Annotated in this window: 16 protein-coding genes; 11 read left to right on the forward strand and 5 right to left on the reverse strand. The window is 42.0% G+C overall.

What is annotated here, in order from left to right:
* Positions 1-110 precede the first annotated feature (110 nt).
* Complete coding sequence (locus tag AAFH98_RS11075; protein ID WP_342522776.1) at positions 111-452, forward strand: SecDF P1 head subdomain-containing protein; 342 nt, start codon at positions 111-113, stop codon at positions 450-452.
* A 49-nt stretch (positions 453-501) separates the two neighbouring features.
* On the opposite strand, the gene AAFH98_RS11080 is transcribed toward AAFH98_RS11075, so the two are convergent.
* Positions 502-2,487 (reverse strand): alpha-ketoacid dehydrogenase subunit alpha/beta, encoded by a 1,986-nt coding sequence (locus tag AAFH98_RS11080; RefSeq protein WP_342522777.1) that lies wholly within the window; start codon positions 2,485-2,487, stop codon positions 502-504.
* A 240-nt stretch (positions 2,488-2,727) separates the two neighbouring features.
* Here AAFH98_RS11080 and AAFH98_RS11085 point away from each other — a divergent pair, with 240 nt between their 5' ends.
* From AAFH98_RS11085 to AAFH98_RS11095, 3 genes are all read left to right on the forward strand, one after another.
* Positions 2,728-3,636 carry a DMT family transporter gene (locus AAFH98_RS11085; protein WP_342522778.1) on the forward strand — a complete coding sequence of 303 codons (909 nt, stop codon included), beginning with the start codon at positions 2,728-2,730 and terminating at the stop codon, positions 3,634-3,636.
* An 18-nt stretch (positions 3,637-3,654) separates the two neighbouring features.
* Positions 3,655-4,404: a DUF1499 domain-containing protein gene (locus AAFH98_RS11090; RefSeq protein ID WP_342522779.1), complete on the forward strand. Its 750-nt coding sequence runs from the start codon at positions 3,655-3,657 to the stop codon at positions 4,402-4,404.
* A 248-nt stretch (positions 4,405-4,652) separates the two neighbouring features.
* Positions 4,653-5,870: a ScyD/ScyE family protein gene (locus AAFH98_RS11095; RefSeq protein ID WP_342522780.1), complete on the forward strand. Its 1,218-nt coding sequence runs from the start codon at positions 4,653-4,655 to the stop codon at positions 5,868-5,870.
* 110 nt (positions 5,871-5,980) lie between these two features.
* On the opposite strand, the gene AAFH98_RS11100 is transcribed toward AAFH98_RS11095, so the two are convergent.
* Positions 5,981-6,514: a cupin domain-containing protein gene (locus AAFH98_RS11100; protein ID WP_342522781.1), complete on the reverse strand. Its 534-nt coding sequence runs from the start codon at positions 6,512-6,514 to the stop codon at positions 5,981-5,983.
* 320 nt (positions 6,515-6,834) lie between these two features.
* On the opposite strand from AAFH98_RS11100, the gene recC reads away from it, so the two are divergent.
* The 4 genes from recC to AAFH98_RS11120 all read left to right on the forward strand — a co-directional run bounded on the left by recC (position 6,835) and on the right by AAFH98_RS11120 (position 16,603).
* A complete protein-coding gene (gene recC / locus AAFH98_RS11105) occupies positions 6,835-10,071 on the forward strand; it encodes an exodeoxyribonuclease V subunit gamma (protein WP_342522782.1) in 3,237 nt (1,078 codons plus the stop codon).
* Positions 10,072-10,074: 3 nt separating this feature from the next.
* Complete coding sequence (gene recB, locus AAFH98_RS11110) at positions 10,075-13,689, forward strand: exodeoxyribonuclease V subunit beta (RefSeq protein ID WP_342522783.1); 3,615 nt, start codon at positions 10,075-10,077, stop codon at positions 13,687-13,689.
* Positions 13,658-15,523, forward strand: coding sequence for an exodeoxyribonuclease V subunit alpha (recD, locus tag AAFH98_RS11115; RefSeq protein ID WP_342522784.1), 1,866 nt, complete (start codon positions 13,658-13,660; stop codon positions 15,521-15,523). The genes recB and recD overlap by 32 nt, the downstream gene beginning before the upstream one ends.
* A 378-nt stretch (positions 15,524-15,901) precedes the next feature.
* Positions 15,902-16,603: an inorganic pyrophosphatase gene (locus AAFH98_RS11120; RefSeq protein WP_342522785.1), complete on the forward strand. Its 702-nt coding sequence runs from the start codon at positions 15,902-15,904 to the stop codon at positions 16,601-16,603.
* Positions 16,604-16,663: 60 nt separating this feature from the next.
* On the opposite strand, the gene AAFH98_RS11125 is transcribed toward AAFH98_RS11120, so the two are convergent.
* Positions 16,664-17,380 carry an FKBP-type peptidyl-prolyl cis-trans isomerase gene (locus AAFH98_RS11125; RefSeq protein ID WP_342522786.1) on the reverse strand — a complete coding sequence of 239 codons (717 nt, stop codon included), beginning with the start codon at positions 17,378-17,380 and terminating at the stop codon, positions 16,664-16,666.
* A gap of 181 nt (positions 17,381-17,561) precedes the next feature.
* On the opposite strand from AAFH98_RS11125, the gene AAFH98_RS11130 reads away from it, so the two are divergent.
* From AAFH98_RS11130 to AAFH98_RS11140, 3 genes are read left to right on the forward strand one after another with little or no spacing between them, the layout of a single operon-like run.
* Positions 17,562-19,223 carry a DEAD/DEAH box helicase gene (locus tag AAFH98_RS11130; protein WP_342522787.1) on the forward strand — a complete coding sequence of 554 codons (1,662 nt, stop codon included), beginning with the start codon at positions 17,562-17,564 and terminating at the stop codon, positions 19,221-19,223.
* Positions 19,217-19,660, forward strand: a complete 444-nt coding sequence (locus tag AAFH98_RS11135; protein ID WP_342522788.1) for a hypothetical protein — start codon at positions 19,217-19,219, stop codon at positions 19,658-19,660. Before AAFH98_RS11130 ends, AAFH98_RS11135 begins: the two co-directional genes overlap by 7 nt.
* Positions 19,661-19,694: 34 nt before the next feature.
* Positions 19,695-20,459 carry a lysophospholipid acyltransferase family protein gene (locus AAFH98_RS11140; RefSeq protein ID WP_342522789.1) on the forward strand — a complete coding sequence of 255 codons (765 nt, stop codon included), beginning with the start codon at positions 19,695-19,697 and terminating at the stop codon, positions 20,457-20,459.
* Between the two features lies 1 nt (position 20,460).
* On the opposite strand, the gene AAFH98_RS11145 is transcribed toward AAFH98_RS11140, so the two are convergent.
* Positions 20,461-21,672, reverse strand: a complete 1,212-nt coding sequence (locus AAFH98_RS11145; RefSeq protein ID WP_342522790.1) for a hypothetical protein — start codon at positions 21,670-21,672, stop codon at positions 20,461-20,463.
* A complete protein-coding gene (locus tag AAFH98_RS11150; RefSeq protein ID WP_342522791.1) occupies positions 21,659-22,060 on the reverse strand; it encodes a hypothetical protein in 402 nt (133 codons plus the stop codon). Before AAFH98_RS11150 ends, AAFH98_RS11145 begins: the two co-directional genes overlap by 14 nt.
* Between the last annotated feature and the right edge of the window lie 14 nt (positions 22,061-22,074).

The following is a 22,074-nucleotide window of genomic DNA, read 5'->3' on the forward strand; positions in this document are numbered from 1 at the left end:
GCACTGGTCTTAGGCTATGAGGTTATCACTGTCAAAATCTGTTAAAGCAACTAAAAACGAAAAGGAGAGTTATGGGACAAAAAGCCATATCAATACTGTTTTTATTTTTAATGATAATTTCATTTCAATCGCAGGCTCAAACTGAACGAGATACGGTTTTTTATGAGATTAAACCTGACATGATAGTCCAAACAAGAATAGTAGAGGATGAAGTACAGGTAGATAAGTATCGAGTACTGGTGCGACTCAAAAAAGAATATCATTCTAAATTTGAACAGCTAACAGAGGAAAACATTGATAACTTTTTGGGTGTTAAACAGGATGGGGAAATACTATCCCCAAGTTTTCCAGTAATAAAAGCAAAAATACCCGGTGGTCGGTTTTTACTACTTTTCGACTCTAAGGAAGAAGCCAGAAAAGTTGTTAACCAAATTAAAGGAGAAGACGAATAAGTCATCTTTAAGTATCCACCACTTCCAAAGGGGCAAATACTTCCTTTTTTTAATACTGGATTAGCTGGCTCAAAGTATCTTTCAACCGGTTATCTGCCAAATAATGTTTTTCCAGCTTGGGACTAAAGGGCACAGGCATATCCAGTGATGAACAGCGCATAACCGGAGCATCCAATTCTTCGAAGCATTCTTCGGTAATTAAGGAAGAAATTTCGCTCATAGGTCCCAGTTTAGTCGAGGGCTCTTGCAGAAGCAGTACCTTATTGGTTTTGGCTACTGATCGGCTGATGGTTTCCATATCCAGCGGAGCCAGGCATCGCAAATCAACAATTTCAATATCAACTCCTTGGTCTTGGTATTCATCGACTATCTCCTGCGCCCAGTGTACGCCCATTCCGTAGGTGATAATGGTAGCATCGGTTCCTTTACGGACAATCTTAGCTTTACCGAGTTCTTCTGGGATACAGTGATCAGGTGTAATCTCTCGAATACTGCGATAGAGCTTTTTATGCTCGAAAAACAGCACAGGATTGGGATCGTGTAGTGCGCTATACAATAGGTTTTGAGCATCATCCACTGAAGAAGGAACGACAATTTTTAGTCCCGGATGTTGCATAAACCAGCTTTCGGGTGACTGTGAGTGAAACGGACCTGCGCCAACGCCCGCACCATGAGGCGCCCGGATCGTGATGTTGAGAGGCGGCATCCAACGATACTGTCCCTTGGCTATGTTGTTGATGATCTGATTAAATCCACAGGAGATAAAATCGGCAAACTGCATTTCTACAATTGGTTTAAATCCTTCCATGGCTAATCCCAGCGCAGCCCCGAGAGCGCCCGATTCAATAATAGGAGTGTTGCGGATTCGATCTTTGCCAAACTGCTCAGTAAACCCCTCAGTAATCTTAAAAACGCCGCCATACTCGGCAATATCCTGACCCATAATGAGGAAGTCTTCATTCTCCTCAAATGCTTGGCGCAGCGAAAACTGGATTGCATCCACAAAGCGTTTTTCAGAAGTAGAATCGCTATTAGCTGTTTTATCCGGTAGTTGAACTGGAGTAAAAATTCGTCCGGTTTGTTCTTCTAAATCAAAAGTAGGTTCATCAGCCTCAAGAGCCCGATCTAATTCGGGAAGAAACGATTCATCAACTTCATCCTGGATAGCAGCTAACTCATCATCCCCCGAAACAACCTGTTCTGATGTTAGCCATCTGGCCAAACGGTCGATAGGATCTTTTTCGCCCCAACGTTCAAACTTTTCATCGGGCACGTAAAAAGTCCCGGAGGCTTCTTCGTGTCCGCGCATCCGAAAGGTCTTGGCCTCGATAAATACCGGACCGTTGTTTAAGGCATGATTGCGAGCATCAGCAACTGCATCCATAACTTCAAAAACGTCATTGCCGTCAATTTTTACGCCATGCATGCCGTACCCTTTAGCACGATCTACCAAATCATCACAGGCATATTGTTCGCTGGTGGGCGTTGAGAGCCCATATCCATTATTTTCGATTACAAATATAGCCGGGAGTTCCCACACCGCTGCCAGATTTAAGGCTTCGTGGAAATCGGCCTCGCTGGTCCCACCATCCCCACAAAAGCTGGCGGCTACAAATTCTTCGTTGCGGAGTTTCGAGGCAAGGGCCAATCCATCTGCAACAGGCATGGTGGCTGCGAGATGCGAGATCATTCCCACAATGCGCTTTTCGGGCACACCAAAGTGGAACGAGCGATCACGTCCGCCCGTAAAGCCATCGGCCTTTCCCAAAAGTTGACAAAAAAGTGTATATAGGTCGACACCACGAGTAGTAAAAAGTCCCAGATTACGGTGCATAGGCAACAGGTAATCCTGATCGGAAAGGGCAGAGGTGACGCCTACTGATATAGCCTCTTGTCCCATACCAGAAAACCACTTACTGATTTTATTCTGTCGCAGTAGCTTAAGCATGCGCTCTTCAATACGGCGGGGAAGAAGCAGGTTTTTATAAAGAGTGAGGGCTTGATCGTCGGAAGTTTCCGTTTTCGGCTGAATCATTAACGAACTCTGATACGGTATAGGTTTAAATTTTTAGTAAAGGCAAACATGCAGCAGTTTATTTATAATTGCAACTCATAAGATCAAACTTTTCAGGAATTGTTTAGCATTATTTAATTGTATTCAGAGATTAAAGGACAGAACAAAAGGTAACAATATTAAAAGTGCGGTTGGATTCTTCGTTCAAGAGTGTGTATCCTCTGTGCAACTTTTAAACTGCTGGACAATATCAATAAATCATTGTTTCTATCTAAAAACCGCTTAGCTTATTTCTACGTCTTTTTGGGGGCCGCACTATGGGGTGTTATTGGGCTTTTTATTGATCGTCTTGCACAAGCTGATTTTTCTGCTTTGCAAATCGTAACGCTTCGGGTGGTTAGCGCCTCAGCCATGCTTATGATGTTTGTCGGATTTAAAGATGCGAAACTATTAAAAATAGATCTCAAAGATTCGATGAGCTTTATTGGGACGGGGATTTTCAGCATCGTCTTTTTTAACTGGGCCTATTTTACAGCTATTGAAGAGGTGTCTCTTTCAATAGCCGTTATCTTACTATATACCGGACCTGCTTTTGTGATAATTTTGTCACGTATTTTCTTTGGTGAACCAATGACAGGGCGCAAGGTTGGGGCGCTTGTTTTAACACTATTGGGATGTGTACTGGTTATTAAGGTTTTCCCCATTACGGCAGATCGCCTTTCGTGGTATGGACTGTTAGTAGGGCTGGGGTCAGGTTTTGGCTATGCGTTTTACAGCATTTTTGGCAAACACGCGCTCCAAAAGTATCATCCACTCACCGTCATCACCTATACTTTTGTATTTGCTTCCATAGTGATGTTACCAACGAGTGGAATTACCATAGAAATAAAGCAGCTGGCATCTGTAGATGTTTGGCTGCAAATTTTGGGGTTGGGATTCTTTCCTACAGCACTGGCGTATTATTTATACACTGTGGGACTATCAATGGTTGAAAGCGGCCGGGCTTCCATTGCCGCCACTGTAGAACCCTTGGTGGCAACGTTACTGGGTGTTTGGATCTTTAATGATGTTCTGACCAGCTTCCAGATTATCGGAATGCTTTTCGTATTATCTGCCGTTGTGTTGGTTCAGTTTAGGGGTAGAGTAAAAGCAGATTTAAAACAATATTAACTAATCAATAATAAGTGTATGTATCAGCAATCAACTTCAAAATGGGCGTTGGCAAGTGTTGGATTTAGCATCGCAGCTGCAATAACAATAATACTTGCGGGATATGGATACCAGTGGAATTGGTGGGGACTGGGCACTGCCTTTACGTGGCTGCTGCCCGGTAGTGGAGTATTAGCTCTTATCGGTTTTTCACTGGCAGTGATATTTGGATTTGCCCGCAGGAATGAGCCCAAAATGGGTGGGGCCGGACTTGTGGCACTGGGGGTGATTCTTAGCATTGGGGTAATGGGAACGATCGGCTACTGGTTCACCGAGGCTCAGAAATATCCGCCTATCCATGACATCAGTACGGATATTGAAAATCCCCCTACCTTTAAAGCGATTGTACCATTGCGTGCCGATGCGTCCAACGATACTACCTACGGCGACGCAGAAAAAGCAAACATACAGCGGGAAGCTTATCCTGATATCGAAACGTTATACCTGGATGTTGGATATAATGAGGCCTTTGATCGCGCCCTCACTGCTGCACAGCAGATGCCGTGGGAAGAAATCGTGGCACAGGATCGAGAAGCTGGAATTATTGAAGCATACGATAAGCTGCCGTGGTTTGGTTTTATTGATGATGTGGTTATTCGTGTTGATACTGCACAAACGAATAGTGAAAGTAAAATTGATGTACGTTCAGTATCACGCATTGGCCGTGGTGATATTGGCGTCAATGCCCATCGCATTCGGAATTACCTCCAAGCAGTACGAAATCGATAGTGTAAAACTACTCTTATCTATGAGTTAACTTCATTCCGTAGTTCTTATTGGAATAAAATCTCTATTAGGGCAATATGAGTGCAGGTATAATTAAAGCCTAAGACATTAATTTTTTTATACTTAGAGCAAAATTATATATTCAAAAATAGATTTATATGGTAATGAAGGGTTCTGCCTGTGCTTAAGTCATCTATTCAGATTGTTATCACCCCTCAAATAATAACAATCAAATGAACGAGAGGTTGACTATGAGTGAACTAACATCTGAGAATGACTATCGAAATAGAACGAGAGGGAAATTTTTAATATCTCTGATATTTTCCTGTCTTTTTTTGTTGCTGATATCATGTTCTGACAGTACGGTAAATACTGCTGAAACCGCTTCTCATACTGAAAAACTGGTTTCGTTGAATAAGATAGACCATAACAGTTTCTTGAGTAGTGGGAATTTTAGTGGATTAGCAAGTAAAACAAATAAGTCCCCAGTCAGATCTTCACAAAAGATAAAAAGTGAAGGATTCGTATCTCCGCTGTTTAGCTTGACTACGGCGCCAAACGGAGACATACTGGTTGCAGATGCCGGTGCGGGTATAATAACACTTGATGGTACTGACGATATACCGCTGCCCGGAGTTACTGATATGAGTCCAATCGGACGCGGATCAATGTGGGCTATAAAGGGATTGACTGGAGAGCCAGGTGAGGAAACCGGACAGGCCCTTTACAGGGTTTCACAAGGTAAAAATAGAGTAATCGCTGATCTTTTTGCTTTTGAACAGGAGTATAATCCTGACGGTGCCACACTTATTGATTCCAATCCTTTTGATGTCCATTCTTTCGATGGGCAGACTGCATTGGTAGTAGATGCTGCAGGTAATGATTTGCTCAGGATAGATAATCAGGGTCATATTGAAGTTGTTGCTGTATTTCCAAACGAGCTGGTTTCGACATCCAATGTCAAAAGTCTTGTAGGTTGTCCAATGGGTCCTGCAGGTATTTGTGGATTACCGGATGAAATCTCTGCACAACCTGTTCCAACCAGTATAGCAGTGGGACCTGACGGCTCTTATTATATTGGAGAACTCAAAGGATTCCCCGCTCCAACCGGTGAGTCTAATATCTGGCGGATTTCACCTGATGCTTCGGATGTTATGTGCGGTGCCGGTCCGGATTGTATGAAGGCTTTTGATGGAGGTTTCACTTCTATTATTGATATGTCATTCGACGATCAGGGAAATTTATATGTAGTAGAACTTGATGAGAATAGCTGGTTTGCACTTGAGATAGGATCAGGGATTCTCGCAGGAGGGACAATCAATAAGTGTGATTTAGAAGCAGGAACCTGCGTTGAAGTAGCTTCAGGAATTCCCATACTGACTGCGATCACCTTTGGAAATGACGGCACGCTTTGGGCCACAAGAAATGCCCTTATTCCTGGAGCAGCTGAAGTCTTTATGGTTGAATAATTGTGTGAGCTTGAGATTAAATATACCAACGGGTCGAGCCAATTGCCCCGTTGGTATATTTTAAATGATGAAATTATAAGTTGCTTCAACTTTAAATTTAAAATGAATATTTACTTAGGGAGTTGATACCCCAGCGATTTACCTAATCCTGACAATATTCTCATAACGAACTGTGGTGGTTTTACGGAAATAACCTCTTGTTCGTGGGCTGAAAATAGCATACCCAATAGCAGGAATGACTTAAAATTATTTGGAGGTAAGTTCACGCCCTGTTCGGTAACAAGTTTTTGAAATCTTCGAAAAAAACGTTCGTATTCAAGGGCAGGCTGGTGCACATTTATTAATTCCACAGGTTCTTTGTTTCTAAATGTATGTGGAGTGCCTGGAGATACACTGTGCTTTTCGCCGGTATGTACCTGTTTCCATTCACCTTTAACTTTTACCTCCAATGTGCCAGATAATACTTCATAACTCTCTTCAGCTTTGGGATGGATGTGCACCGGGGGTGAATCTCCAGTTGTTGAATTAATCTCAAAACGCATCTCCAAATACTCACCATCAGTTTCTGCGGTCGAATGGATAATTTCCCATCGACCGGGAAAACCACCAAAGTCTAAAATTCTATTCTGTTCTTCAGATTCCATAATCTGGTTCCTCCCTTACTTTTTACATGCTGTATATAAGTGTTTTATAAAAGTAGATTAACCAATAGATGATAGGAGAGCAAGGAAGGTTTATATATGCTTTTCAAGGGAATCTCCTTCTGCGGAAAATGTATTGATTTGCTGGTTATTTTTAGCCGGTTGGTTTATGGATTTTGAGATTTTTATTGAAGGTAGGTAAAAGGATTTAATAACAGGATAAGATCATAAACAAGGTTACTCTTTTGGGTTTACTTTTGTACGGTTTTTTCGGTTTTTGATAGCACTTTAACCCCTGATATTTTTGGATCAAGCGAGGCTACATGCTCAAATTCTATTACGGAACAGAACTCGAAAAATTGGCCGACAAGCTTTTTAATGAGCTGGATGACCAAAAGCCTCAAAATCCACTTGCCAAAGAGACATTTGTGGTCCAGAATAATGGTATTGGTCAGTGGTTATCACTGCGAATGGCCAGGCAGGAGGGTATTGCAGCGAATCTAACATTTGAATTTCCTTCCGAGCGAATATGGAGTCTCATTCGGCAGTGTAATCCCGACATCCCCGAAGATCTTCCGTCGGATCGTGGTCCCATGACGTGGACGCTGATGAACTTATTGAGCGATCCCGATTTTTTGGATGAATTCGAGAAATTGCACCATTATATCAGATCTGAAGACCCGGAGCAGCAGGCGATGCGATCCTGGAAATTAGCTTCCAAAATTGCGGATGTTTTCGATCAGTATCTAATGTATCGTCCCCAAATGATTTTGGGTTGGGAAGAGGGAAAAGATACGACTCAAAATAGTACGGCCGAAAAATGGCAGGCCCAGTTGTGGTGTCGGTTAATGACCTACTGGGAAAATAATTATGAAGGCGATGCCTTGCATCGGGCACAGCTGTTACAAGAACTTTGGGACAAAATTGATAATGGTAATTTAGGCACTGACAGTATACCCGATCGCATTTCGGTTTTTGGGGTCTCATCAGCATCGCCGGCTTTTATTAAAACGATGGTTAAGCTGTCGAAATGTACCGAAGTCCATTTCTACCATTTAGCTATCAATCCAAAAGCTAAAGCAAGCGAGGATTTTCAAAATCCATTACTACAGTCATTCGGGACAGAGGGCGTACATTTTATGTCGCTGTTTTCGAAATATGTAAAGGCGGAGCAAAAGGTAGCTGATAATAGACAATGGACTCAGGTTGGAAATACCAAAGATTCTACAGATACCTTATTTGAGGTTATACAGAAGGATGTAACTAAGGACCATCCTCCATCAAAAGGAAAGGAGGAACTTGAACATATTGATAGCTCTATTCAGGTACATAACTGCCACAGTCCCATGCGAGAGGTAGAAGTGCTTTACGATCAGCTTCTGGCCTTGCTCGATAAAAATCCATCGCTTGATCCAGAGGATATTCTGATTATGACACCAGATATCGAAAGGTATAGTCCGATGATTGAGGCGGTGTTTGGAACGCCGGATGAGGGACAACCGGAAATTCCTTATGCGATTGCCGATCGCAGCGTGACCCAAAGTGATTCCATTACACAAACGTTCACACAGATTCTAAATGTAGTTGAAAGTCGGTTTAAAGTTACTGACGTTCTCGACTTGTTGGATTCAAATGCGATCCGAACAAAATTTGAACTGACCGAAGATCATTTAAATCGGATTGAGCAGTGGGTTTCTGACAACAAAATACGCTGGGGCATAGATGGTGAGAACAAAAAACAGATAGGGCTGCCTCAGAGCGATCATTTTACCTGGCGCTCGGGATTGCGGCGTGTCTTGCTGGGATATATGATGCGACCCTCAGAGGATCAATTGTATGATAATATTTTTGCCTACAATGAGATTGAGCGTTCGGAAGATGCGGATTTGGCCGGACGCCTGTCTGCTTTTTTGAATCACCTGTTTGAAATAAACGAAACTGTTGATAAACCAAAGACGCCTGATGAGTGGCAAAATATTTTTAACAGAGTATTTGATGATTTGTTGCCGGATTCTCGCGATTTCTTTTGGGAGGTATCGCAAATTAGGGAGACTATAAATGCCCTTGTTGAACATGCCCGGTTAGGCGGACATCAGCAAAAGATATCATTTGCAATTATACGTCGTTGGTTAGATGAACGTCTACAAAAGAAGTCAACCGGAGGAGGACGCATTGGTCAAGGAGTAACGTTTTGCTCGCTGATGCCCATGCGAAGCATCCCATTTAGCGTCATTGGTATGATTGGGATGAATGAAGATGCTTTCCCACGTTCCAGCATCCCCATAGAGTTTGATCTGATGCACTTGGATACGCAAGTCGGAGACCCCGTACAAGCACAGGAAGACCGATATCTTTTTTTAGAAAACCTGCTTTCCGCTCGAACAAACCTCTACTTCAGTTACGTAGGGCAAAGCAATCGTCAGGATGCGGAGTTTCCGCCTTCAGTAGTAATGGAAGAGCTTATCGATATACTGGAGCAGCATTATGGCATTGATCTCAATGATCTTGTGCAAAAGCATCGTTTGCAGGCATTTAGTCCCAAGTATTTTACGGATAAAAACTTTTTTAGCTATTCTGATACCCAGAAAAAAGTAAGTCAACGGTTGGATGATTCTACGGCTGAAGGAACCCCATTTTTTGATGAAAAACTTCCTGAACCAGACGAAGAGTGGAAACGGCTTTCTATCAATAATTTGATCAGTTTCTTTCAGCATCCCGCAAAATTTTTACTACAACATCGGTTGGGAATATATTTGCAAGAAGAAGAGGTGATTACCGATGATCGTGAACCGTTCGTATTATCAGGGCTTGAAAGTTATCAGGTTGGACAGGAATTATTGGATCGTTTTTTTAAGAATAAATCACTGGATGACTATCATAAAAATGTGCAAGCTCGTGACTTATTGCCCGAGGGATGGAGCGGGGAACGAGCTTTTAATAAGCAGGTACATGAGGTAAAAGAGTTTGGCCATAATATCAAAGAAGTGTTAGATCAGCAGCATATCGAAGACCTCGAAGTAGATATAAACGTTGGTGACTTTCATGTCGTTGGAACCTTATCAGATATGTACCAAAAGGCGCGTATCTCATATCGATTTGGAAGCATGCGTCCTAAAGATGTGATTGATTTATGGATACAACATCTCCTGTTGCAAAAAGTAAAACCAGATAGTCATCCGGGCATAAGCCGACTTTTTACTCGGCACAAGCGCAAAAGCTTCGTAGAACACCGCCTGAGACCGGTAGAAAATTCTGAATTAGTATTAGAGCAGCTTCTTGAGCGATATTGGCAAGGACTACAGGATAACTGTTACTTTTTTCCGGATGCTTCTTTTGCGTACGCCGAAAAAGTTTGTTTCAACAATGAGGATAAAGAATCGGGATTATCTAAGGCCTATGGCAAATGGAAGCGCGAATATAGCTCTTATCCCGGAGAAGGGGAAGATCCCTATAATAAATTGCTGTTGGGGGACAAAAATCCACTGGAAACGGAGCAATTTCAAAAAGTGTCGGAATTGTTTTGGGACCCGTTCTTTGAATCAATAATAGGGGAATTGTAGCAAATGAAAGAACTCAAGCCATTCGACATTGCATTTTCTGGTATCAATCTCGTTGAAGCCAGTGCCGGCACGGGGAAAACGTATAACATTACCTCACTTTATATCCGGGCACTTATTGAGCGTGATGTTTCGGTGAGCAATATTTTAGTGGTAACGTACACCGAAGCAGCTACTAAAGAGCTTAAAGATCGGCTGCTCAGTAGAATCCGAGAGTCCATTGCTGTTCTTAAAAAGGGAGAAGTGGATAATGAGAATGATCAATTTTTGCATGAGCTGCTTACACATACCGATGATCATAAACAGGCTATAGCTCGTCTTAACCGGGCTGTGCGGACTTTTGATGAGTCGGCCATTCATACCATTCACGGATTTTGTTATCAGGTACTGCAGGAGCAGGCTTTTGAGAGTCGCGCCATGTACGATGCAGAGATGATTGGAGATGATTCTGAGTTGGTGTTGGAGGCCGTAGATGATTACTGGCGCAATTGGGTCGCAGAGGTCTCCCAAAATCCCGCAAAAAAGCCATTGTATAACTTGCTTTTGAATAAGGGATATAATCCTGAAAAGTTTGCCGTTAAGGTCGGTCAGCATATTGGCAAATCTTATCTTGATATTATTCCCTCCAATGTTCCATCAGTCTCAGAAATACAACATGAGTTAAATGATCTGAGATCGATTTTTGAACAAATGCAAAACAATTGGAAAAGTGATCGTGATGAGATATTGTCACTTCTCCTTTCGGATTGTATGAATGGCCGTAAATACCGCAAGGATTATTTAGCAAACTGGTTTAGCTATATGGATGAGTTTTTAACATCCGATTTTATTGATATTCAACCCTTCGAGCAGTTTACAAATTTCACGCAGTCGGTGCTTGAAGATAACCTTAACAAGGGATATGACCAGATTCCAGCTCATTCCTTTTTTGATCTGGCCGAGGAATATCTTTCCCAATTAGATTCTATACTGCAGTTTGAAATCACCTTTAAAAAGGATCTACTGCATTTTTTACGTAACGAGCTTGACCAGAAAAAAGAGGAGCTGCAAGTACTATCGTATGATGATTTGTTGTTGAGGCTGCGCAATGCTTTGCTGGATGGGGAGCAGGGGATCCATTTAGCAGACCGGTTGAGACAGAAATATCCCATTGCTATGGTTGATGAGTTTCAAGATACCGATCCCAATCAGTACGATATATTTCGCACGGTGTATAAGGATTCGAATGGCGCCTTATTTATGATTGGGGATCCCAAACAGTCGATATACAGCTTTCGCGGGGCAGATGTATTTTCGTATCTCAAAGCAAAACGTGATGCACCAGCGGAAAATACTTTTGATTTGGGACGTAATTTTAGATCCGTGCCTACCCTCATTGAGGGATTGAATACCTTGTGGGGAGAGCATGACAATCCTTTTATTCTTGATCAAATTCCGTACGAATCGGTGAAGCCCGGTAAAAACAGGGAGGATTATCAATCGTTGGTAGAATACGATAACAGGTATCCACCTATTCGATTTCGTAATCTTTCGTTGGAGGATCGGGATCAATTTAACAAAGCAGAAGCGAAAGAGATGGTAGCCGAAGATACAGCTCAAGAAATTGAGCGACTGATTGAGGGCGGGAAATCTAAAGCAATCAAGATTGGGAAGAATAGCGTTGAAGCTAAAGATATAGCCGTGCTGGTGAGAACGCACGATCAGGCCTCAATGATGGCTGAGGCATTGCGCAAAAGGAAGATTAAAAGCGTACAGTACAGCCAGGAAAGTGTGTTCGACAGTGTGGAAGCCGGCTGGGTTGAAATACTTTTGAAAGCAGTTGTTGAACCGGCGAACGAGTCGCGAATTAAAGCGGCACTGGCGTTACCATTAACAACTTTCTCAGCCAAAGAAATTTATGATATCGAAGAAGATGAACAGCGCTGGCTTTCTGTGTTGGAGCAATTTAGGGAATGGCACCAGCTATGGCAGGAGAAGAGTTTTTCGGCTATGTTTCGTTCGCTTATTAATAAGACTAATATCGCTGAACATATCATTCAGCATAGTGAAGGAGAGCGTCGGCTGACAAATTTGCTGCATCTTGGAGAACTGTTGCAGGCCGAGTCTCGTAATCAAAAAAGCGGCATGCGAGGATTATTAAAATGGTTGGCAAAAAAACGTCAAGAGGATAACCGACAGCAGTGGGATGAGGAACAATTGCGACTTGAGAGCGACGAGGAACTGGTCAAAATTGTGACTATGCATCGAAGTAAAGGGCTTGAATATCCCATTGTGTTTTGTCCTTTTCTATGGCATGGTCCAAAGTACAGCGATTATGGCAAACCGTTGGTGTATCACGATCCTGATAATCTCGAGAAAACATATTTGGATTTGCATGGTAAGTCTGATGATGATCGCAATGAAAAACGATTGATCATTGCCAAAGAGGAACTATCCGAAAGTCTACGGTTGGCATATGTGGCGATGACCCGGGCTGAACATTGTTGTTATTTGAGCTGGGCTTATGCCAAGCGATCAGAATTTTCACCGTTAGGATATTTGTTTTTGGAACCTGAAAAGGTACATGACTTACTGGTCGAGACGATCAGTACGTCATATCGCGGGATTGGAAATGAACCTTTTGAAGATAGTCTACAGCAATTATGCGAGGAATATCCTCAATATTTTACTTTGGAAGCTCCCAGTGCCAAGCCTACCATAGATAAGCAGACTAATCTGTTTGATGATAACGGTAAAAACGAGTTTTTGACGAAATCTTTTACAAGACAAACTCCACTCAATACTGGTTACCAGGTTTCCAGTTTTTCATCCCTGAGCAGCTGGATGGAAGAGGACGATCCTGACATGCCAGATTATGATCAATTTATGGATTATAATGATATCCAAGTTGATTCTGGCTACAAGACTGAATTTCGCTCTATATTTACTTTTCCAAAAGGCCCACAACCCGGGACATGCATCCATAATATTTTTGAAAATATCGATTTTGCTAATCCTGAAAAAGAAATTATTGCTGACCACTTGCAGATGCAGGGAATTGATGAACAATGGATGCCAGTGGTTGCTGATATGTTGGAGACAGTTCTTAACAAACCATTACTTCCAACAGATTCTAAACTAACACTTTCAGCTATTGATGAGGAAAAGTTGATTCCCGAAATGGAGTTTTATTATCAAAACAGCGACATCAAAACCAGGAAACTGTTGAGGATTATCCGTAATGAAAACACACCGCAATGGGATAATCGAGGTCGGGCAGAATCGGGATTTTTAAAGGGATTCATTGACTTGACATTTGAGTTTAACGGCAAGTTTTATCTGCTCGATTATAAAACGAATTTTTTGGGTGATTCTATCCAAGATTATAGTCAAGAGTACCTTATTGATGAAATGCAGGAAGCCTCGTATGACCTGCAATATCATATTTATACAGTGGCACTGCACCGGTTTTTGCAGAAACGATTACTGAATTATTCCTACCAGAAACACTTTGGAGGGGCTTTCTATCTTTTCTTGCGGGGAATGAATGACGAGGGTCGGGAAGGGATTTATTTTGACTGCCCCGATGAAGAGGTTATTACTAAATTAGATGAATACATCAGAGGAGGGAAGCATGCGTAAATTGATGCAGAAATTAAAGCTCCTCCGTGATGATGATGTTATTCGTCCTATTGATGTTGAGCTGTGTCGTTTTCTAAGTGATCAACACCCAGGTATTTCAAAGGATGTATTGCTTGCGGCAGTGATGGTCAGCCACTTATACAGGCAAGGGCATGTCTGTTTGCCTATGGAAGATTATGCCGGGCAGTTACTTTTTGAGGAAGCCCATGATGAGATGGCATTACGAGCACCAGAGGTAAAACCATGGCGTCGGTCGTTGCAGGAATCTCCCGTGGTTGGATCACCGGGCGATTATAAGCCTCTTATTGTGGACGATGCCAACCGCATTTACATGCACAAGTTATGGTATTACGAACACACGCTGGCCCAAGGGCTCATCCAAAAAAGTTGCATACAAGTAGACAATGTTGATGTAGAACTTTTGCAACAGGGGCTGGAACGGTTATTTAAGCATAGCACAGAGCAGCCTGATTGGCAAAAAGTGGCTGCGGCAACTTCAGTACGAAATAAATTGTCCATCATTTCTGGTGGACCCGGAACAGGGAAAACATCAACGGTTGTACGCATTTTAGCTCTCATTTTAGAACAGCATCAACAGTCAGAAACTGTCATCGATATAGCGTTGGCTGCCCCAACGGGAAAGGCTGCTGCACGGCTTAAAAATTCAATCATGGAAGCCCGGGAAGGGCTTGCCGTTGCTGATGAGATTCGAGCACTTATTCCCGAAAATGCTCAAACCTTGCACCAGCTACTTGGCGCAAGGCGACACAGTGCCCGTTTTCGGCATGATGCAGAGAATCCTATTCCGTATGATTTAGTAATTGTTGATGAAGTTTCGATGGTTGACCAGGCACTGATGAGTAAACTAATGGAAGCCTTGCTTGATGATGCCCATCTCATTTTATTGGGGGATAAAGATCAGCTCGCTTCCGTTGAAGCTGGTTCTGTGCTCGGGGATATTTGCCAACCTGACGAGAATAAATTCTCTGAGGAGCATCATGACTGGCTTAGTGAGTTATCGATAAGTATTCCCAATAAATATATCGTCGCAAATAGTAACACACTCAGCGACAACATTACCTTGTTAACGAAGAGCTATCGCTTTAACGTCGACAGTGGTATTGCCCAGCTTAGTGAAGCGGTCAACAGTGGAAAAGCTGATAGAGCAGTAAGAGTTCTCCAGGATCAACAGTTTGATGATGTTGTACTTAACGAGATAGAAAGCAGTGAAGCTTTACAAGCGGCTATAGAAAGAAAGCTGCCATCTTATTTTGAGGCGATGATCAATGCCAATGCTCCCAAAGAGTCGTTAGACTATTTTAAGCAGTTCAGAATTTTATCGGCGCACCGGAAAGGGGCAACGGGCGTAGAGAATATAAATATGTTGGCGGCGAAGATTCTCCATGAGAAGAATCTGATCCCCAAGTATGCCAAGTGGTATGTTGGTAAACCAGTAATCATCAATAGTAATGATTACTCATTGAATCTTTATAACGGGGATATTGGTATTTGTTTAGCGGATGAGAATGGAGAGCTCCGCGTATATTTTGAGCATGAAGGTGAAGTGCGTGGGATAGCTCCCAATCGGTTAACAGATTTTAGTACGGCCTATGCACTAACGGTGCATAAAAGTCAGGGGGCAGAATTTGATAAAGTGATGCTGGTATTACCGCGCACAGTTTCAAAAGTGTTGAGCCGAGAACTCATTTATACAGCCCTTACAAGAGCACGCACAGCAATTACTATTCTCGGAAAAGAATCTATTCTTAAAGAGGGTATCAAGAGAAATATTCGCCGTTCATCCGGCTTAACGGATTATATGTGGCATAAATAACTTGGATATCCAGTCCAATATTCAGGAATTGAAGTCGTTATTCTAACTCAATAATTAAGTAAGAAAAATTCGGAACAAAGATGAATTTTCTAAGTACTAATTATTGAACATACTGATCCCTGGTTACTTATCTATTGTAACCATTGATTTGTACCCCGAAAAGCCAACGTACAAAACAGGGCCGATTGATCTCGGCCCTGTTTATTTTTTGAGATATTCCTACCATTTCTTTTCTGTTGATAATTTGTCCCTTCCTTTTCGTGCTATTGGTCAGAAGATCTGACTGGATGCCAATTTTATTTTGATCTTATCTAAAGAGACAATTTTTTGCTATCTTTATCGCATTCACTAAATCAAGATTTTAGTCCAAAAACTATTATGGAACGTTCACAGATACGTCGTTTCTTAAAGCTTACGAAGCTATTTTCAAAACCACATCCCTGGCATGGAATCGACATCGGGGAGGAAAGTCCTGATGTAATTAAGGTTTTTATCGAAATTGTACCCGGTGATACGATGAAATATGAGCTTGACAAAGAGAGTGGGTATTTGAAGGTAGATCGGCCCCAGCGATTTTCAAATATTTGCCCCATACCTTATGGGTTTGTCCCCCAAACATTCTGTGATGAACAGGTGGGAGAGTATTGTATGCAAAAAACGGGGCGCAAAGATATTGAAGGCGACCGAGATCCTTTGGATATATGTGTGATTACCGAACGTAATATTCCGCATGGTAATCTCATTTTAGATGCTATTCCGGTAGGTGGATTTCGCATGATTGATGGGGAAGAGGCTGATGATAAAATTATTGCTGTTATGAGGGGGGATGCTTTATACGGTGATATGAAAGATATCCAAGAAGTGCCGAAGCATATTGTTGAACGTCTGTCTCATTACTTTTTGACATACAAGCAGCGTCCGTTTAGTGAAGAGGAACGTGAGGTAGAAATCACCCATATTTATAACTCCAAAGAAGCCAAAGAAGTGATAAGACGAAGCCGTAAGGATTACAACAAACGCTTCAATATGGATAGAAAAGAGTTGTTTGAGCTCATTAATTCAGGATTGGGAGCATCCTAAAATAAATAAATCTGACAGGAACTAAATCCTGCCAGATTCTTATGCAATAGCAAATCGCTGTTATTCCTCCGGGTTTACCTCGTGAAGCTCGACCTCAAAAATAAGGGTTTCATTTGTTCCAATTGGGCTTCCGGGAGGAGGATTTTGTCCATAGGCAATATCGCCCGGAACAAAGAACTTATATTTTGCTCCCTCTTTCATCAGTTGTAGTCCCTCGGTCCAGCCAGGAATCACACGGTTTAGAGGAAAAGTTGCAGGCTCACCACGTTCATAGGAGCTGTCAAAAACAGTACCGTCAATCAAAGTTCCTTCATAATCCACGCGAACCCGATCTTCTTCGGATGGTGATGCGCCGGAACCTTCCTCAAGTACCTTATACTGTAAGCCACTATCCGTTACTTGAACACCTTCTTTATTTTTATTCTCTTCTAAAAAGGCTTCACCTTCTTTTTGGTTATTTTGCCCTTCTTCCATTTTCTTTTGTTGGGCATTTTGTCGGGCTTTAATCTGAAACTTCTGGATAGCCTGTTTCATCTCAGCATCCGAAAGCTTGGAGTCTTGTTTATTTAAAGCTGCCTGCAGACCGGCTTTTACGACCTCTGGATCAATATCATCCATGCCGCTCTCAGCCATAAATTGACCGTTTTGATAGCCCAGGCTATAACTTAAACTATCGGCTTCGTTGTTAAGGGAAACATCTCCCGAACTGGGGTTACAGCCGCTTAGCAGAACCATTCCGGCCAAGAAAGTGAAAAATGTATAATAAAGTAGTTTCATGGTAGGTGATTAAATACTTTGTTTCATTCTGATTTGGTTATAGGCTTCGAAGTTATCCAAAATTTACCTTTAAAAAAATTGTGATGCGTGTTAAGTGAATTGCTAATAAAATCGTATCTTTGGCACCTTCTTTCGGGAAATCCGCATATCACAGCAATTGTAAATTAATCAGTATAGCATATTGAGTTTCGAAAAGTTTGACCTGAGCGATGAACTTATGATGGGGCTAAGGGATCTGCGTTACAGCGAGCCGACCCCTATCCAAGACGAATGTATTCCCCTTATTTTAGATGGTAAAGACGTAATTGGTGCAGCGCAGACGGGCACAGGTAAGACCGGAGCTTTTGTCATTCCATTGTTGCAGAAGATTACTAAGAATAATTCTGATGATACTCAGGCACTTATTCTATCCCCGACACGGGAGCTTGCCCAGCAAATTGAAGAACAGATTTTTGCATTGGGATATCATACGGGCATTACATCAGCCACAGTAACGGGAGGCAGCGACTATGGCACGCAGGTGAAAGCAATTCGGGCCGGCGTTGATATTATTGTAGCTACTCCCGGGCGATTGATTGATCAGATGAATGTGCTGAATTTGGATTTTAGCGGACTGGAATATCTTGTGTTGGATGAATCTGACCGCATGCTTGACATGGGCTTTTTGCCGGATGTGATGAAGATTGTGGAGCAGCTTCCCAAAGAGCGTCAAACGATGTTATTTTCGGCGACGATGGTTGAGGAAGTCCAAAAAGTTGTTGACCAGGTGATGAAAGATCCGGTTGAGGTAGAATTTGAGGTTTCCAAACCGGCGGATAGCGTAGATCAGCAAATCTATTTTGTACATCCCAAAAAGAAGCTCAACTTGTTTGAACAACTTTTTGATGCCGATAAATACAAAACAGCTATCGTATTTTGTGCTACCAAAAGGGGAACAGATCAGGTGGAACAGATGCTCAAAAAGCGCGGTGTTAATGCGGTGAGCATGCATGGTGATCGTAATCAGGATGAGCGTAATGAGGCTTTACGGCTTTTCAAAAATAAAAGCCACCCTGTGATGGTTGCGACTGATGTTCTCTCCCGAGGCATTGATATTGACGATGTATCGCTTATTGTAAACTTTGATGTCCCCAATAACCCCGAAGATTATATACATCGCATTGGCCGAACAGGACGGTATGACAAAAAGGGTACGGCCATTACTTTTGTAAGTAATAAAGACAAAAAGTATTACCATGCGATCAAAAACGTAGTGGGTGATCAGTTATCAGTAAAAGAGGTGGCTGATGTTGGGGAAGAAGAGAACCAACAGAAAGAAAGGTCTTCAAAAGAACGTCAACCCAAAGAAAGAGCAGAAGCCAAGCAGCACAAAGATTCTGATAAAAAGCCAGTTACGCGTGAAGAAAGTCAATACGCGAAACGGCAAAAGGGGAATAAGCAATCATCAAAGCCAGAAACCAAAGAGAAAGAAAGTAAGGATCAATTAGCCCCGAAAAAGAAATCGCAATCCAAGAAAGATACGCGCGTACCTCGTCCCGAACGCCTTAGAGACACTTCGATTCCAGAACCCAAGGAAGAACCCGAAGAGGAAGAAGATACAAAAGAGAAGGAAGGGCAAAAGGAATCTAAGAAAAAGAACAAAAAGAGTTCTCCTAAGAAAAATAGTTCAGGTCGATCGGGCAAAAAAGCAAGTATTCCTCGGCACATCAGAGAATCTCAGGAAGAGGAAGATATTTTTCAGCCAGAAATAATTGAAAGAGCTGTGGCACGCAATCGTCGATCATTAAAACCGGCGAAAGGAATATGGGGTATAATTAAAAGCATGTTGCCCAAGTTGTGGTAAAAATCCAATCCTTTATACTGCTTATAGCTTTATCACTGTTTCTTTTTGGATGTGCTGAAAAAGATCAGTTGGCTCCGCAATCACTTATCCTGTCATTAAGTGAGGCTGACAGCACGTTAAAAGTGGTCAATCATGAAGTGCGTAACAAGCCTTTTATGAAGTCACAACAGCAGGGCCGTTACCAGGCGCATCTTTTAGCTGACGGGGATATCATTTTAGAACAGATAAACTTCGAGAAAATGGATATCCCTCTTGGAGACAGAGAAAGCAAAAAGATTGATTTCTTTGTATCTTTGCCATGGATATCTGAGGTACAACGTATTGAGATTTACCAGCTTGATGGACGTTCAGGGCATTACCAGCTAAAGACTGATAACCCATTGTTGGATTGGGAAATCCCTCAGGATATCAGGCAACATAGTCAATCTGATGAATAGTCGACATTTCAACTATTGACCCAAAGAGATTTCTATGTCATCAACCGTAAAATCCCTACTTATTTGGATTGGGGTCGTAATCCTCATCTTTATTTGGCTGCCGCTACTTGCTGTTAGTCGATTTTTTGACCGTGATCCCGCTCGTTACAGAACCGGTAAACTATTTCGTAAGCTTGGGAAATATATTTCCAAAATAAATCCCAACTGGCAAATAAAGATTACGGGCTACGAGAATATTGATGATCGAAGGCCGTACGTCATGGTTTGCAACCACCTTTCCCAGGCTGATATTCCACTAATTTCAAACTTACCCTGGGAGATGAAATGGGTAGCCAAGAAAGAGCTTTTTGAAACGCCTGTTGTTGGATGGATGATGACTCTTGCCGGAGATATTTCGGTCGATCGTCGAGCGTCCAATAGGAGAGAGCAAACCTTTAAGCAGGCTACACATTATCTCAATAATAATTGTTCGGTAATGTTTTTCCCAGAGGGAACCCGTTCGCGTGATGGAAACCTTAACCGATTTAAAGCCGGGGCCTTTGACTTGGCTATTAAAGAGCAAAAGCCCATTCTTCCGATGGTTATTGACGGCACCCAGAATACACTACCCAAACGAAGCTGGAAGTTTGGAGTTGCCAAACAGATTAAGTTAAAAATACTTGACCCTATTCCTACCGAAGGACTCGACCGTAGTGATATTCGATCTTTAACCAAAGAGGTGCGTCAAGCTATTTTAGACCAACTCTCAGAATGGCGGAATGAAAACCCCGAACAGATAGATAACTTGGTTAAGAGTTAGATCAATCAAGATTTAACTTTTTTGTTACAATCTTTGTTTGAGCGCTATCAGGATTAGTCCACGCGAAAATTAAATTATTGCCCAACTGCTCCATCTGGGGAAAGCCCGTTTTACGGGACTCATCAAGTGTAGCAATAGTTTGAGTTTTTTCAAGCTTCTCTTGCCCGCTAAAAGTAGAAACTTTTAGCTTCGTTTCAGTATTGTTTTTCTCTATCCACGATACGTAGATACGACCGTCAATAATTTCGGTATCAACCCGACCTAAAGACCTGCCTTTATTTAATTTTATAGGCTTTTCAAAGGTTTGTCCTTTATCAGTGGAATAAGCATACTTAGCAGTGGGGGTACCTTGGGCTGCTGTATGCCATGCTACAGTAACTAATGAATCTTCTGCAGCCAACTTTGGGCCATTTACAGGGCAAGCACCAATTTCCCAGTTATCATTATAGACGGCTTCGGGATTAGACCATTGCTGTCCGTCAAATCGGCTCGTATAAATATCACGAATTTCATTTTCTGTTCGGTTTCGATACGCCACAATAACGGTATCTCCTGATTTTATAAGAGAGGTTTGACAGCAGTCACAAACTGATTCGTCAATGATATAGCGCTCTTCTATCTCGCCATTTTGGTTAATAACCGCTCCACGTAGTGTCATAGCATAATCGAGATTATAATAATCCTCATCCGATCTACCATCTGTCTTACGTCCATCGAGCCAAACGGCTAAAAAGGAATCATCATCCCAGGGAATCATCGAAACAAATCCATGTTCGGTAGGTGTGCCATCGCTATGTGGGGTGATGGCTTTGCTCGAATCCCCTGAATTGCTGTTAAACGCCGCAATGTTTACATCATAGGCATAGGTGCCGCCTTCTTTTTTGTTGAGCCAGTGAGCGGCGACAGGGCCATGTTTATCAGCAATGATGGAGGGGAAGTCCGCCCAGTTTACAAACCAGGTAGAATCAGATGCGATAGTGTTAACAGCTGACCATTGATCATTGCTATAAGATGAAAATTCAAGTGAATAATTACCATCTGCACTTGAGGTAATCCAGCTCATATACAGTTGATCACCTGTATTATAGAGAAAGGGATACATACTATTACCACTCGCTGGATTATCAAATACTTCAGGAGTACTTGGTTGTATAGAACATCCTACGATGAGGATAGCAAGTAATCCCAAACTAAAAGACTTAAGCTTGTTCATGTTGAGGCGATGTATTTTGAGTTTGCAGTCGATAGCCCATATAAATACCAGAAATCGTTAATATAGGAGCCATAATTAAATACCAAAGTGGTTCCGTTTCGACTGTCATAGAATAATTAATGAGTCCTACAGCCACCATGATAAGGATAAATCCCAATATAACTTTGCTCGAATTCTGTGCAATAGTAGTTGCCAATAATCCACCAAATAATCCAAATGCAAATTGCAATATCGTTACACCAACAGTCCATGTGATGGATGGTAAGAATGCAACACCGGTTAGGGTTACCTCTGTTTTGAAATAAATAGAAATAATAAGGTGCACAAAACTATTGAGTGCGGTAATAGAGAAATATCCTGCAGTAATGGCAATGACAGTTCGAAGCATAAAGCGGGAAACGA

Source organism: Fodinibius sp. Rm-B-1B1-1 (genome assembly GCF_038594945.1).
GTDB classification, from domain to species: domain Bacteria; phylum Bacteroidota; class Rhodothermia; order Balneolales; family Balneolaceae; genus Fodinibius; species Fodinibius alkaliphilus.

What these genes read in the sequence shown, in the direction of transcription:
- AAFH98_RS11075 (WP_342522776.1), top strand. Translation starts at nt 111, where the DNA reads ATGATAATTTCATTTCAATCGCAGGCTCAAACTGAACGAGATACGGTT.
- AAFH98_RS11080 (WP_342522777.1), bottom strand. Translation starts at nt 2,487, where the DNA reads ATGATTCAGCCGAAAACGGAAACTTCCGACGATCAAGCCCTCACTCTT.
- AAFH98_RS11090 (WP_342522779.1), top strand. Translation starts at nt 3,655, where the DNA reads ATGTATCAGCAATCAACTTCAAAATGGGCGTTGGCAAGTGTTGGATTT.
- AAFH98_RS11095 (WP_342522780.1), top strand. Translation starts at nt 4,653, where the DNA reads ATGAGTGAACTAACATCTGAGAATGACTATCGAAATAGAACGAGAGGG.
- AAFH98_RS11100 (WP_342522781.1), bottom strand. Translation starts at nt 6,514, where the DNA reads ATGGAATCTGAAGAACAGAATAGAATTTTAGACTTTGGTGGTTTTCCC.
- recC (WP_342522782.1), top strand. Translation starts at nt 6,835, where the DNA reads ATGCTCAAATTCTATTACGGAACAGAACTCGAAAAATTGGCCGACAAG.
- recB (WP_342522783.1), top strand. Translation starts at nt 10,075, where the DNA reads ATGAAAGAACTCAAGCCATTCGACATTGCATTTTCTGGTATCAATCTC.
- recD (WP_342522784.1), top strand. Translation starts at nt 13,658, where the DNA reads ATGAATACATCAGAGGAGGGAAGCATGCGTAAATTGATGCAGAAATTA.
- AAFH98_RS11120 (WP_342522785.1), top strand. Translation starts at nt 15,902, where the DNA reads ATGGAACGTTCACAGATACGTCGTTTCTTAAAGCTTACGAAGCTATTT.
- AAFH98_RS11125 (WP_342522786.1), bottom strand. Translation starts at nt 17,380, where the DNA reads ATGAAACTACTTTATTATACATTTTTCACTTTCTTGGCCGGAATGGTT.
- AAFH98_RS11140 (WP_342522789.1), top strand. Translation starts at nt 19,695, where the DNA reads ATGTCATCAACCGTAAAATCCCTACTTATTTGGATTGGGGTCGTAATC.
- AAFH98_RS11145 (WP_342522790.1), bottom strand. Translation starts at nt 21,672, where the DNA reads ATGAACAAGCTTAAGTCTTTTAGTTTGGGATTACTTGCTATCCTCATC.
- AAFH98_RS11150 (WP_342522791.1), bottom strand. Translation starts at nt 22,060, where the DNA reads ATGCTTCGAACTGTCATTGCCATTACTGCAGGATATTTCTCTATTACC.